Genomic DNA, 13,501 nt, shown 5'->3' on the forward strand with positions numbered 1-13,501 from the left:
GTCATTTGTCATTTGTCATAATCATGTCCGGTTGAATACCCATAATTACGGTGATGGGAGTAGGGGCTTGGGTTTTGGAGTCCGTACATTTTTAGTAGGGGTGATGGGTCTGGACATGATATCATTTGCGATAATTGAACGGTTAGGTTGGGGCGGGTTTAGTTACATCAGGGTGACAACGAAATGTTAGTAGTAAAACCCGCCCCTACAAAAGATGTTTTATCGGAACGCCTCTTTTCCCTCTGCTTCCAGACGTAGCATGCTACGTCTCTACATGCTTCCCCTGCTCCCCCTGCTTTACCCATCTCCCTTATCTTCCTCATCTCCCCCATCTCCCTCATCTTCCTCATCTTCCTCATCTTCTTCATCCGGAAGAGTAATATTATACTTTTTTAATTGCTCCTGTAACTTAGCCTCCCGTTCCTCCATTTGTTGCTGTTGGAGTTTTAATTCAATTTCTAAGGCTTGAATATTTTCGCGACGGGCTTCCATTTCAGCCCGCTGACGAGTTAAATCTTGACTTTGTAACGTCAAATCTTGTCGCCATTGTTCTGTGCGGGTCACTTCTTCCTGTAAGAACATGGGCGTAATTCCGATAGTTAGATATCGGTGGACAAAGTTTAATACCCACTCCTTGGCAGATTGAATATCCAGAACCTCTTGATTGTCAGAAATGTCTACCAACACTAACGATCCTTGATGAAAGGCGTTCGCACCATCCAGCGAAATGCTTTCTGGTGGATTAATGACTGCCCAGCAATCATTAGATTCTTGACGGGCTAGCAATTGGAGTTCAATCTTACCGTCCTTGTCGCTGTTTTGCACTTCACCAAGATGTAGCATAGCCTGTTAGTTGTTGGTCGTTAATGAGTAAGGAATTGATTTTCATGAAGGAATAATTTATCATCGTTTTAAAGTCGCTTAAGGCGATCGCGCAAAATTTCGGCTTGATGCATAGACTCACTCAATGCATCTTTAGCACCCTGAACAATAGGGGCGGGGGCTTTATTGACAAAGTTTGGATTCGCCAAACGACTAGACAGAGATTTGACTTCAGCATCGATTTTACTGAGGTCTTTGTCTAACTTAGCGCGAAGTGTCTCAACATCGACTAAACCCGCTAGAGGAATAATCACTTGAACCGTACCCGTTACACCTGCCATCGTGTTTTTCAGGTCTTCGGTTAAGGCTGGCACAATGGTTAAGGTATCGACTTTACCTAAGTCTTGCAGGTAAGATTCACCCTGGTGTAAAATCTCTCGTTCATCCGGATTTTCACTTTGCAAAATCACCGGGGCTTTTGTCTTGGGTTTAACACCTGCTTCTGCACGCAGGTTGCGGATGGTGCGGATTGCGCCAATGAGTAACTCGAACTGCTTTTCTAGTTCTTGATTGATGGGAAATGCACCGGGTTCGGTTTCCGAGTCGGGTAGCGCGGGATAGGGTTGTAGTGCTAAACACTCGTCCGTCTTTTGAGTTAAAGTATGCCAGATTTCCTCGGTAATATGCGGCATAAATGGATGCAACATTTTTAGGATACCATCAAGAACATGCGCCAGGGTTTGCTGGGCTATTTGCCGCGATTGAGTTCCCTTTTGGCGCAACCGTTGTTTAACCAGTTCAATATACCAGTCACAAAAGTCACCCCAGATAAAGTCATAGAGTCCCTTGGCGGCTTCTCCTAAACCATAATGGTCTAAATCCTGACGGGTTTGAGTAACAACTTGATAAAAGCGAGAGAGAATCCAGCGATCGCATAATTCTAATGTATCCCGTTCCTGTGCCAGTGGCGAACCCAATGCTTGGGGCGATTTCCCATCCAGGTTCATGATCACAAACCGCGCCGCATTCCACAGCTTATTGGCAAAGTTGCGCGAGGCTTCTACGGATGCCGATTCATCGGTTTGGCGATTATACTCTAAACGAATATCTTGACCCGCACCCGCGACTTCCCGGATTAAGGTATAGCGCAGCGCATCGGTTCCATATTTCTCGATTAGGATCAGTGGATTAATACCATTATTTGCCGACTTGGACATCTTTTTGTTATTTTCATCCCGAACTAAGCCGTGGATGTAAACTGTTTGGAATGGCATTTGATCGGTGAAATATCCGCCCATCATCGTCATCCGGGCAACCCAGAAAAAGATGATATCAAAGCCTGTAACTAATACGGTGGTGGGATAGTAGGTCTCTAAATCTGGCGTCTGTTGGGGCCAGCCCATGGTGGAGAAGGGCCACAAGCCGGAGGAGAACCAAGTGTCGAGAACGTCGGGGTCTTGAATAAGTTTGACAGATTCACCAAATTGTGCTTTTGCTTTTTCTAAGGCTTCTGCCTCACTATGAGCCACGATAAAGGGAGTATTATCGGTAATTTGTCCCCCGGTTTCACTCACCGCATACCAAGCCGGAATTTGATGTCCCCACCAGAGTTGGCGAGAAATGCACCAGTCCTCTAATTTAACTAACCAGTCTCGGTAAACTTTTGTCCAGCGATCGGGGACAAAATTGGGGGAGTTATGCTGATCCAAGGATTCCAGGGCTTTATCCGCCAGGGGACGAATCTTGACGAACCATTGGGTGGATAATAGGGGTTCAACGGGGACTTTGCCGCGATCGCTATAGGGAACGGTATGATCGTAGTCTTCTACCTTAACCAGGCATCCATCCGCTTCTAGTCGCTGCACCACATTTTTCCGTGCCACAAATCGGTCTTGTCCTTGAAACTCGCCCGCATTTTCATTCAGCGTGCCATCTTTATTCAGAATAGTAATAAAGGGCAAGTCATGGCGTTTGCCCATTTCAAAGTCATTGGGATCATGGGCGGGTGTAACTTTGACGCATCCTGTACCGAAGCTAGGATCAACTAACTCATCCCCAATAATCGGAATCTCTCGCCCCATAATCGGCAAGGTCAAGGTTTTGCCAATTAAATGCTGATAGCGTTCATCCTTTGGGTTAACCGCCACTGCTGTATCCCCCAGCATGGTTTCCGGGCGAGTTGTCGCCACTTCCACTGACCCATTTCCCTCACTCAGGGGATAACGAAAATGCCACAGATGACCATTAACCTGCTTATTTTCCACCTCCAAATCCGAAACCGCTGACTGTGACTGGGGACACCAATTCACCATATATTCACCCCGGTAAATCAGTCCGGCGTCATAGAGTTGGACAAAGGCTTCCAGCACAGCATTAGACAAGCCTTCGTCCATAGTGAACCGTTCCCGCGACCAATCCACCGACACGCCTAAGCGACGCAATTGGTTAACAATCCAACCCCCTGATTCTTCTTTCCATTGCCAAGCGCGATTCAGATAGGTTTCCCGTCCTACATCTTGACGAGTTTTGCCTTCGGCTTTCAGTTGCCGATCTAAGATTGTGGACACGGCAATACTGGCATGGTCAGTCCCCGGAACCCAAAGCGTATTACACCCCTTCATCCGGTTATAGCGAACCAGGATATCCATAATGGTTTGTCCCAAGGCGTGACCCATGTGCAGGCTACCGGTGACATTGGGCGGTGGGATCACCATAGAATAGGGTTCACCACCTTGTTCTGGGTGGGCTTGAAAGACGCCCTGTTCTTCCCAGAACGTCTGCCATTTGGCTTCGGTCGTGGTGGGATCATATTGAGTGGGTAGGGAGGGAGTGGTTGCTGTCATGGAAATCTTGGGTTTTACGTTTAATTTTGCCATACCCGATGACGGGGTTTGGGTTTCACCGGGCTTAAAGTCAAAAAAAAAATAGATGAATTAAGTCTTGTTATTTTTTCAGACCACGGTAAGATATAAAAGCCTCAAGCCAAGACCCGATTATACATAAGCAAGAGGCGATTGCCTTTGTGCCACTTTGGTGTTAGCTGATGAAACACACCCTTTCAGTTTTAGTTGAAGATGAAGCTGGCGTCTTAACTCGCATTGCGGGTTTATTTGCCCGTCGCGGCTTCAATATTGAAAGTCTCGCCGTTGGTCCGGCTGAAAAAGTTGGGATTTCCCGGATTACGATGGTAGTGCCTGGGGATGAGCGATCGATTGAGCAACTCACCAAGCAACTTTACAAGTTGATCAATGTGATCAAGGTTCAAGAGATTACCACTACTCCTTGTGTGGAACGGGAATTAATGTTGATCAAAGTCAACGGTACCAGTTCCACGCGATCGGAGATCATTGAACTTGCCCAAGTATTCCGGGCGCGGGTGGTAGATATTGCCGAAGATTCCCTGACCATTGAAGTTGTGGGAGACCCGGGAAAAATGGTCGCGATCATCCAGATTTTGAGCAAGTTTGGACTTCGGGAAGTCGCCCGGACTGGAAAAATTGCCTTGATCCGCGAATCCGGTGTCAATACCGAATATCTCAAGTCCCTGGAAGCCAAAGTCTAACTGAGAACCAGAACCCCCCATCAATCTGAACAATCGGAACCTGTAGAGACGTAGCATGCTACGTCTCTACATGACCTTACGAATCCGGTTGCTCGATCGCCTGTGCCACCTGCAACGCTTCTATCAGTTGAGCCATAGCATATTCTAAATGAGCGCCAGCATCAACCGCCACCCAACCATCGGTGGTTTGATGACGCCATTCAAAGTGGAGATGGGGACCGGTGGAAAATCCGGTGCTACCAACCAGCCCAATCACATTACCCTGATCCACCGATTCACCTGGTTGCACAAAAACTTCTGACAGGTGAGCATAGCGGCTTTCCTGAGTCCCTTCCTCATGGCGCAAAATCACCGTGAGTCCGTAGCCACCTAAGTAATCAGCCGTAGCCACCTCGCCAGGAGCCACCGCCAAAACGGGTGTCCCCGTCGGGGCGGCGATATCGGTACCCGCATGGAAACGAGATGTCCCGGTAATCGGATGGGTGCGCCACCCGAATACTGAGCTAATTGCCGACGGAATGGTTAAGGGGAAAATAAAGCTGGCATTGCCAACGATAGTACGTCCCTGGGGTCGGTTGGAGAAATTATAGTAAGTCAGACCCGTGGGAGTGGTTTTGGGTGATGGCGTTGGGGATAGAGAGGAGACGGGAGGACGGCGCGTATACTGTCTGCCCCCAGAATTGCCAGACACGGCAACCCGTTGCACTGGCCTGACTGGGCGTCTCACACTGGCGTTGACGGCAACTGGAGGTGTAGGGAGTCGAGTTGCGGCTCCACCAGTTCTTGCCTGAGGTTGAGGGGGTTGAGGTTGAACTCGCTCTGGCTGAACCCTGGCTTGAACCGTTTGAGGTTGTTGTCTTGGCGTAGCTTGACCCCCACAACTCCCACTCACTAGTTGTCCATTGCGCGACACGGTTTGACACCCTGTTGACCGCTCCGTCACAACCACAGTGGGTTTTTCCGTTCCCCGTGTTGCCCCCAGACTGTAGTTGGTCGGATCAATATAGCTATTATTCGGCGCAACTGGGGTTTGAGTCGCCGTCTGAGCCGGGGAAGGATTAACAATAACCTTCGGAGGTTTGGCTAAGGTGGCGGGAGCCGGGATAGAGAGATTCGGCGCATTTAGTCTCGGTTTTGCCGCTGGAGGTGTCGCCACTCTGGGTGTTGGTGCAGCCGGAGCCGGAGCTGGGGCTGGAGGCTTGCTAACGGTAATCGGTGCAGGGGCTGAAGGTTTAGGAGCTGGGGGAGCAGGGGGTTGATAAGCGGGTTTAGGCGCAGGGGCTGGGGGAGCAACAATAACTTGTGGCGCAGCAGGTTTAGGCTGGGCGGGAGGGGCTGGGGGCGGCGGAGTAAATTTAATCGCTGGGGGAGCAGGCGGTGCGGCTGGGGCTGCGCCTGTGTCGATTGGTGCATCGGTTTGAGCAACAACCAAACCACTACTGAGAACACCGAGTCCTCCCATCACACTGATGCCCTGCTTCAGCCAGGGATACCGATAAAATATGCCCGTTGGGGTGGAATTGGCGACGGTTTGTTTATTCATTTGCGACTCACTCCTCATGGCTCACTCTCAATCAATATTAAGTAAGAATTTTCCGTCAATTTAAGGGAATTTAATTAGACGAGAACACCGATTCATTCATTCAAACAACTCATATTTTGACTCAAGGCACATCTTGAGAATAACCCAGACTAATTGTACCGGGCTTGAGGTGAATTTCGGGACTGATGACGGTGTAAGCATTTGCATCCGCTGCCTGAGCTGAGTTCAAGTCAACTCTTAGATCACCCATTGATGTGACGCCTTTGACGATGCCAGGATATCCGTTAACCTGAATCGAGGCTCCCTGATGAAACAGTAACTCTTGATAGGACAACCGTAAATTGTTAATGCCTGATTCTAACCCGTAGTGATACCCCGATCGCAATCCCTGTATCACGATTGCGGCTAACAGTTCTAGGGAGGTTACGGATGGACTCATGGGTTGAGTCGCAAAAAAGGATTGTAAATTAATCCCTGTTTCTGGCACAGGATTGCTCCAGTTAATGCCTACCCCAATCACCGCTTTAGTAATCTGCCCCTTAGACAGGCGGGTTTCGGTGAGAATACCCCCCAACTTATAACCCCATAACAGCAGGTCATTATGCCACTTAATCAGGACAGGAATACCATAGCATCTCAACGCCGTAGCAACGCCCCAAGCGCTGCACATAGTTAGCTGGGCGCTATTGGATGCTTCCACATTCGTAGTTAAAGCCAACGATAAGTATAGCCCACCCTGCTCCGATTGCCATTGCCGTCCCCACTGTCCTCGTCCGGCGGTTTGTTGAGCCGCGATAACAACGGTAGGTAATGTTGTGCCTCTATCCAGCAATTCCCAGAGGGTTTGATTGGTAGAGGATAGGCTGTCAAATAAATAGATAGCAAGCTCCCCGATATCTTGAAGTCCTGGGAGTCTAGAGTGGGATAGCTGTTGCGTGACGGTTTGGAGGGCTATTTCCAGAGCTTGTTGATTAAGTACCACTACGGCTTAAAGATTAGCTAAGCTAGCTTATTGTACTCCTGTGCTTCGCTCTATGGAATAATTTTCCTGTTGTTATTGTCAGTTTCCTTTTGACGCAGCAGACAAAACCCAATGAACAATGAACAATGAACAATGAACAATGAACAATGAACAAAAATCAATGCATACGTGGTACTGGCAAACGTGGGACAACTTACCGTATCTAACCTGTAGCCTTCTCAAATCTTGGCGTCACGGCTTCTTCACCTCAGCTTTCTCACCCCGTACCCCTGACCAAATTGTAGAAGCCCTACAGCCTGAAGCGAATGTTTATCGGGTGCGCCAAGTTCATGGGAATACTGTCCTCACACCATCTGAAATTGTGGGTTTAGTCAGTCAAAAGGAGACTCAGACGCCGGAAAAACCTGCGGCTGATGGTATCTTCACTGAACACCCCCAGGAAGCTGTCTGGGTTTGCACGGCTGACTGTACGCCTGTGCTGATTGGAGATGAACAAACGGGACGAGTCGCGGCTATTCATGCAGGATGGCGAGGAACAGCGGCTCGAATTGTGCCAAAGACGATCGCGCGATTCCTAGAAACCGGTACCCGCCTAGACAATCTCAGGGTTGCCATGGGACCGGCGATCGCGCCAGAAGTGTATCAGGTTTCGGAAACCGTCGCCATAGAAGTAGGTTCTAGCATTATTCCGACGGATAAAACAAATCCTGAATCGATTTTGCCGCAATTACAGCAGCTGACCCATTCCCCCATTTTCGACGATCCCCATCCAGGGCGAGTACGTTTAGATGTACGGCGGGTGAACGCTATACAACTCGAACAACTCGGCTTACAGGATCAACAAGTCGCGATCGCGCCTCACTGTACCTATCAGCAACCGGAGTATTTCTTCTCCTATCGTCGCACTCAGCAAAAAAAGGTGCAGTGGTCAGGAATTGTCAGCAAATGAACCGGCAATCTGTTGTCATAACGTAGGGGCGCATAGACGTGCGCCCTTACTGGAAAAAACCAATGACCAATTACCAATGACCAATGACTAATGACCAATGACCAATGACTAATGACCAATGACCAATGAACAATGACCAATGACCAATTACCAATGACCAATTACCAATGACCAATGACCAATGACCAATGACCAATTACCAATTACATTTCCGACGCTGTTGTTTGACCAATAAACGGTGACAGGTAAGCCACTAACGCCCCTAGCGCAAACGCCAATACATTCCGGAATAAAGGCAACCATTCAGCCGTCCGAGTGACAACTGGACCGATTCCGAAAGCAATGAAGAGAATACCCCACAAGGGAGAAAAGATTAATGCCCATTGCCAAGCCACAAGTTGTCCATCTTTGCGAGGAATCGCGGCAAATCCCAAAACGACACCACCCACCAATGAGGTAATCAGGGTGAGAATCCACTGTTCTTGAGGCAAGCCCGGAACAACGTTACATCCACCCTTATTTAGGCAAGTTTTAACGGTGTCTAACGCTTGGACAATTGCTTGGTTTTCCCCATTGTCACGCACAAAGTAGAGGTTCCCAAAGCGTGTCTGCAACTCTACCCAAAAGGTACGGGGTAGAAATTGGTATAAATCATCGCCCACGTTAAAGCCTAGCAGATTACCGCCGCGTGGGTCAGCAATCAGTAAAACACTTTTATCATTGAGTCCCCAGTAATCGCGAACGGCTAAACCGGGTGTACGGTCATATTGGGTTAATACCCGCAGCTTCCAGCCTGTTTGTGCCTCAAACGTTTCTATGTCTTGAATTAAGGCTTCTTCCTGAAGCTGGGGCAGCAGGTTTGCCAAGTCAATAATGGGCGTCTGGGTTTCCGGGAGTAGATCGGGGTTGTTATAAGCCTGAGCGGATGGTGCGATCGCCCAAACAGAGCCAGCCAGACAAAACGCTACCAAGATTACCAAAAATCGTTTAAAAAGATCCAGCATTGCGATACACAAAACAATGGACAGGGGTGAGATATCTTAAATGGGAGATAAGATCAGGTTAAGGTAAAGATTTCTTTACACTTGTTTACTTTACTCTAATATTTGGGATTTGTCATTCGTCATACTCGCTCCCTTGAGAAGCAAGCATTGAACGGTTAGGTCAGGGCGGGTTTAGTTATATCAGGGTGAAAACGAAATGTTAGTGGTAAAACCCGCCCCTACATAAAGATGTTTCATCGGAATGTCTCAGCTTCCCTAACTTCCCCAACTGCCCCCGCTCCCCCCGCTTCCAGACGTAGAATGCTACGTCTCTACACTGCTCCCCTATCTCACCCATCACCCCCCTGCCGAGAAACAGGAGCATTATCCTGAATTTCCTCATATCGCTCATACTCTTGTTCAACCGTATCCGGATCTGTATCCTGTTGTTGCAAATCAAGAGCCTTGCGCTCAGAGGGGGGTAAGCGATCAAGGGAAAGACGACTAGCCGCAGGGTTTCTCCAGGTTTTCCAAGCCGCTTTAACACCAGCAACAACGCTACGACTGCCGACTTGGGCTTTTTTCGCCTGATTTTTCGCACCTTTGATACTTTGATCAACTTGTTGCACGACTTGACCCGCGCTTTTAACGCCCTCATTCATATCGTTGCTCAAGTCACTAATTTCTAAACCCGTCAGACGAATCGACTCTAAAGTAGGCGGTAATTCTCGCCGCAGCGTATCTGCCAACTTTTCCACACTACGGGCTGCCCGTGCTAATTCTTGCAGCGCCGGTAATGCTGCCACTAAAACAGCAGTTAAGCTAACCGCTACTAATAGAATGGAGAGTCCGAGCCAAAATAAAGGATCAATCACCGACCGGTTGCCTACACTTGATGATCAGAAACTGACGCGGGTGATTCAGTCGCCACGCCAGATTGAGGCGAGTTGAGTTCGTCTCGTGTCCTGGCGGAAGCCTCTTGTCCGGCTGCGATCGCGTCTCGTAGTCGGGTCAAGGTTCCATCCCAGTTGCGTAGGGCTGATTCAGAAAGGCGATCGGCTTGTAGTTGTACAGTTGTTGATAGATCTTCGGCTAAATCCGGTAAGGCATCTGTAGATTTTTTCAACAACCGTCGCGTATCCCGCCCTGAACGCGGGGCAATCAGCAATCCGGTGAGGGTGCCAATCACACTCCCGACAACTAAACCCCCAATAAATACTCCAGCATTCTTTTTTGACATCGTTTGGTCTCTATCCTTACACCAATTTTAGGCAGACTTGCTCGGGAAATTTGATCAGAAATCCCTGAAGACTCTGCTCAAGAACGCAGATGGCAGCTCGCTTGTGTTCTTGATAGCTCCCTTTTAACATAAAGGGGGGCAATTGGCTTAAGGTTCAGAGTGAGGAAATTTTACCAGGCGATCGCTTTCCCCGGCGGCGTCGCCTAGACTGATAGGTCTTTTGAATAAAGCCCAACACCATCAAGACTCGCTGTACTCGTTGTAACTGAAACTCTAAATGCTGATAGCGTTTTTTTAATCCGTGAACACCCAGCTGCCCTCTAGAGATGGCTTGGGGAGCGCCATGTAAAACCCTATATGTACTTTGTTCAGCCTTGGCGACAATATCAGCCGCCGCGGCTAGCACCCGTCGTAATTTCCAAATCCGCCACGCCAGATAAAAACCAAATAGCGAGATTAGCAGATTTAAAATGACGACAACGGTGAGCATGTTTAAAGATCGGGCAATGAACTGATAGCATCGATATCAAATGGATGCAAAATGAAACAGTTATAGGAGACTAACTGTTCCTGCCTTAATTAATTTATATAGAATCAGCTTTTAGGAATGCCAGGAGGCGGACTTGAACCGCCGACACGGGGATTTTCAGTCCCCTGCTCTACCGACTGAGCTATCCCGGCTTGTTATCCTTGCACCTTAACTAAGGTAGCAAACTTAACCTGGTGTTGGCAAGCCCGATCAGGAATAAATGTGATTTAGCTTACCCTGTTGTTAGCTCGTTTAATAGTTTCAGGCTTTTGATTATATCCCAATAGCTGACAATTAAGCAACTAGATTTGCCCACATCTGGAATCTCCTAGAGCGCCAGTCCAGGCACATCTTTAGATAACACGGTTTAGCTTAAGTGTCAAGGCATAGAAGCGGCTAACTGATTCCGGTTAAACGCCGATTATAGGTATTCATAAAATTCGTAAAAATCTGATTAAGTTGCCCTGTGCAGCAATCTGTCTGGGTCAGAACCGTGGGAGAGTTGGCAAAGGGTGAAAAAATCTTCCCGATCGCACCTTGATTGAGGGTAGGGAAACGGATGGCAATCTTCTGGTTACTTACACTTAACACTTGGAACCAAGTGGTTAAGCTGGGCGGGAGTTGAGTACTCAGGCGTAAGGATAAGCTGGGAGTGGAAAGCGATTGGGCGTAAGCTGGCGTCAAAAAGGGTTTATAACGTTGGGCTTCAGGCGTTAGCTGTTTAATGAAAGCTAAACTCACGCCTCGAAACAACCGACGCAGGGGTTCTGCCTCTTTATCCGTTAGTTCCCGCACCAAGGTACTGCTGGTTACAGCTTCATTGAGACTAGCGCGATCGGTGACACTTAAATGAGTCCCCCCCAGCGCCACCATTAGATACTTGAGTCCGCCTAACTGATCAAAGGCGCGAAGTTGGTGTTCCACAGAGGGGGTAATCGCGTCATCGGTTCCCGTTAACATCAAGGTGGGAATTTTTATCGCTGCTAAACCCGTACTGCCAAATAAATGTCCAGTAACGGCGTTGAGAGCCATCACCTGAACCACCCGCTGATCGCGTAACTGCACATTATCGTCCTGTAAGTCTGTGGCAGAACATTGAAACCAGTCAGCCGGTGAGCGTTCTAGAGGACTACGCTTTTGACAAAACTCTCGCAATTCCTCTAGGTCAAGTTGTCCTCCGGCTAAGGCTAAAGCTGTGTAGCCGCCTAGGGAATGACCAATAACGGTAACTTGTTCCGTATTCAATTTGCCCCGTAATGATCCATAGTCCCGATTAATTTTCGCCAGCCGATCCAAGACAAAGCTAACATCCTGAGGACGGTCGATAAACTCCGATGGGGGTAACACCTCTCCAATGTTACTCCTTAGAGAAACCCCACTGAGCCAGCTAAAATTACTGCCGGGATGTTCTATTGCCACAACAGTTAAACCATTAGAAGCGAGATGACGGGCTAGGTAGGTTAAAAATTTGCGGTCAGATCCAAAGCCGTGGGAGAGAACGACCAAAGGGCCAGAGGTATTGCCCACCCAGTAAACATCGACGGGAATAGCCCGATCGCGATCGTGATCACGTAGCCTCAGGGTACGTTCCCGGACATATTGATAACCGGTCACCGTTGGGTCAAAGTCAGCCGCAAACTCTGGGGTATCCGCCACGGTGAGTTCCTGTTCCAGGATCGGATTAACCACTTGAGATTGTAAGTAAGGCAGATTCATTTGTAGAACAATCGCGATCGCGGATGAGGCATTGATCGTGACGGTCTGTTCGGGGTAAGCTCTTAAAAAACTTAGCACCGACAATCCATTGGCTTGGCGTGCAGCTAAAAATAGAGCCGCTTTTAACTGATCCAGACTGCTATCCGGGAGTACCCGACCAATTTGATCCAGTAAGCGTGCGCCATCGGTGGACAGCAGCAAATCATTGATAAATTTCTCCGCCAGATTGGGGTCGAGTTGCAGGCGTCTGTTGAGTACCTGCTGAACTTGGGGGGTGAGTAAGGAACGGTAGGGTGTGAGAGTCGGCGGTAACAGACCCGTCTGCGCCCATTCTTCTAGATCCTCGATTTCCACCGATTGCTTAAACGGTCCTAATTGCAGGGTGACTCGTTCAGCCGCATTCAGGGGAGTGGCGATTCCCCAACAAAGGACTACGCCGAATAAAAAAATGTGGTGTTTAAGTTTCTGGATTAGCCCTCTGGACTTCACTCCTTTTCTAGGTTGAGGATGCCGAGAGTCCTTGGCAGCAAACCGATTCACTTGAAACGTCATAATGCACTGATTTGACTGGGGTGTATGAAAAAAGACATAGAGTTCCCATTAAAGCGACCCAACACCGTCTCTATAAGTTTCCCTGACATGGTTGCTACCGCAAAGAAATGCATACAGGGTAAAGGTTGAGCAATCATATCTTCATTCATTGTGAACGAATAGGATCAGTCTTCTAGTTCATCTAAAAATAGAATTTGGCGTAATCTTGACTTATTTATTTTTAGAATCTGGGCAGAATACTTATCCTTAGACGTAAGAAATTATTGATGTCACCCTCCATAAGATAGAAACTCTATTTTGGGAATCAAAGGGTCTTGTACAATCCCTACCCCATGAAATCCCCAGCGTTGGAGTAATCCTTTTAACTGGGTTCCGGAAACAGACTCAACGGCAAAGCGATCGCTTAGATCAGCCGCGTGGGTATTCAGATAGCTGAGGGCTTCAAACCGTTCACGAAACATTAATAAGTAACCTGCCTCCATCTCACGATCCCTAGCAGTAGGCTGGGCGACGAGATAGCGCCCGTCAACTCTGGAAAGAATTAAGTAATAGATTTGGCTGAACATTCGTCAAAACACTGATTTCACGGATTTCTTGGAGAGATTGGGGTAGGGGAGTGAAGG

General features: G+C 48.3%; 13 protein-coding genes and 1 tRNA gene. 2 read left to right on the forward strand and 12 right to left on the reverse strand.

Going from position 1 to position 13,501, the window contains the following annotated elements; genetic code table 11:
* Window positions 1-297: 297 nt before the first annotated feature.
* Together ACLFWI_RS15565 and ACLFWI_RS15570 are read right to left on the reverse strand one after the other, a co-directional pair.
* Entirely contained in the window at window positions 298-843 is a 546-nt protein-coding gene (locus ACLFWI_RS15565) for a hypothetical protein (protein WP_446413677.1), read from the reverse strand.
* A 68-nt stretch (window positions 844-911) separates the two neighbouring features.
* On the reverse strand, window positions 912-3,665 hold the full coding sequence (locus tag ACLFWI_RS15570; RefSeq protein WP_446413678.1) for a valine--tRNA ligase: 2,754 nt from the start codon (window positions 3,663-3,665) through the stop codon (window positions 912-914).
* Between the two features lie 200 nt (window positions 3,666-3,865).
* Here ACLFWI_RS15570 and ilvN point away from each other — a divergent pair, with 200 nt between their 5' ends.
* Window positions 3,866-4,384 (forward strand): acetolactate synthase small subunit, encoded by a 519-nt coding sequence (ilvN, locus tag ACLFWI_RS15575; protein ID WP_446408348.1) that lies wholly within the window; start codon window positions 3,866-3,868, stop codon window positions 4,382-4,384.
* 76 nt (window positions 4,385-4,460) lie between these two features.
* Here ilvN and ACLFWI_RS15580 read toward each other — a convergent pair whose 3' ends face one another.
* Complete coding sequence (locus ACLFWI_RS15580; protein ID WP_446413679.1) at window positions 4,461-5,927, reverse strand: M23 family metallopeptidase; 1,467 nt, start codon at window positions 5,925-5,927, stop codon at window positions 4,461-4,463.
* A gap of 121 nt (window positions 5,928-6,048) precedes the next feature.
* The gene (locus tag ACLFWI_RS15585; protein WP_446413680.1) at window positions 6,049-6,909 is read right to left on the reverse strand and encodes a biotin--[acetyl-CoA-carboxylase] ligase; all 861 of its coding nucleotides are present in this window, start codon (window positions 6,907-6,909) and stop codon (window positions 6,049-6,051) included.
* A 139-nt stretch (window positions 6,910-7,048) separates the two neighbouring features.
* On the opposite strand from ACLFWI_RS15585, the gene pgeF reads away from it, so the two are divergent.
* Window positions 7,049-7,858 (forward strand): peptidoglycan editing factor PgeF, encoded by an 810-nt coding sequence (pgeF, locus tag ACLFWI_RS15590; protein ID WP_446413681.1) that lies wholly within the window; start codon window positions 7,049-7,051, stop codon window positions 7,856-7,858.
* A 70-nt stretch (window positions 7,859-7,928) separates the two neighbouring features.
* Here pgeF and ACLFWI_RS15595 read toward each other — a convergent pair whose 3' ends face one another.
* The 8 genes from ACLFWI_RS15595 to ACLFWI_RS15630 all read right to left on the reverse strand — a co-directional run bounded on the left by ACLFWI_RS15595 (window position 7,929) and on the right by ACLFWI_RS15630 (window position 13,444).
* On the reverse strand, window positions 7,929-8,054 hold the full coding sequence (locus ACLFWI_RS15595; protein ID WP_446413682.1) for a hypothetical protein: 126 nt from the start codon (window positions 8,052-8,054) through the stop codon (window positions 7,929-7,931).
* A 7-nt stretch (window positions 8,055-8,061) separates the two neighbouring features.
* Window positions 8,062-8,862, reverse strand: coding sequence for a TPM domain-containing protein (locus ACLFWI_RS15600; RefSeq protein ID WP_446408352.1), 801 nt, complete (start codon window positions 8,860-8,862; stop codon window positions 8,062-8,064).
* Between the two features lie 329 nt (window positions 8,863-9,191).
* Window positions 9,192-9,716: a DUF948 domain-containing protein gene (locus tag ACLFWI_RS15605; RefSeq protein WP_446413683.1), complete on the reverse strand. Its 525-nt coding sequence runs from the start codon at window positions 9,714-9,716 to the stop codon at window positions 9,192-9,194.
* Between the two features lie 11 nt (window positions 9,717-9,727).
* Window positions 9,728-10,081: a YtxH domain-containing protein gene (locus tag ACLFWI_RS15610; RefSeq protein WP_446408354.1), complete on the reverse strand. Its 354-nt coding sequence runs from the start codon at window positions 10,079-10,081 to the stop codon at window positions 9,728-9,730.
* Window positions 10,082-10,235: 154 nt separating this feature from the next.
* Window positions 10,236-10,571 (reverse strand): hypothetical protein, encoded by a 336-nt coding sequence (locus ACLFWI_RS15615; RefSeq protein ID WP_446413684.1) that lies wholly within the window; start codon window positions 10,569-10,571, stop codon window positions 10,236-10,238.
* Between the two features lie 118 nt (window positions 10,572-10,689).
* A tRNA-Phe gene (locus ACLFWI_RS15620) sits at window positions 10,690-10,762 on the reverse strand.
* A 244-nt stretch (window positions 10,763-11,006) separates the two neighbouring features.
* Window positions 11,007-12,878, reverse strand: a complete 1,872-nt coding sequence (locus ACLFWI_RS15625) for an alpha/beta hydrolase (RefSeq protein WP_446408356.1) — start codon at window positions 12,876-12,878, stop codon at window positions 11,007-11,009.
* A gap of 269 nt (window positions 12,879-13,147) precedes the next feature.
* Window positions 13,148-13,444, reverse strand: coding sequence for a hypothetical protein (locus ACLFWI_RS15630; protein WP_446408357.1), 297 nt, complete (start codon window positions 13,442-13,444; stop codon window positions 13,148-13,150).
* Window positions 13,445-13,501 lie beyond the last annotated feature (57 nt).

The organism is Coleofasciculus sp. (genome assembly GCF_046539235.1).
Classification (GTDB): domain Bacteria; phylum Cyanobacteriota; class Cyanobacteriia; order Cyanobacteriales; family Coleofasciculaceae; genus Coleofasciculus.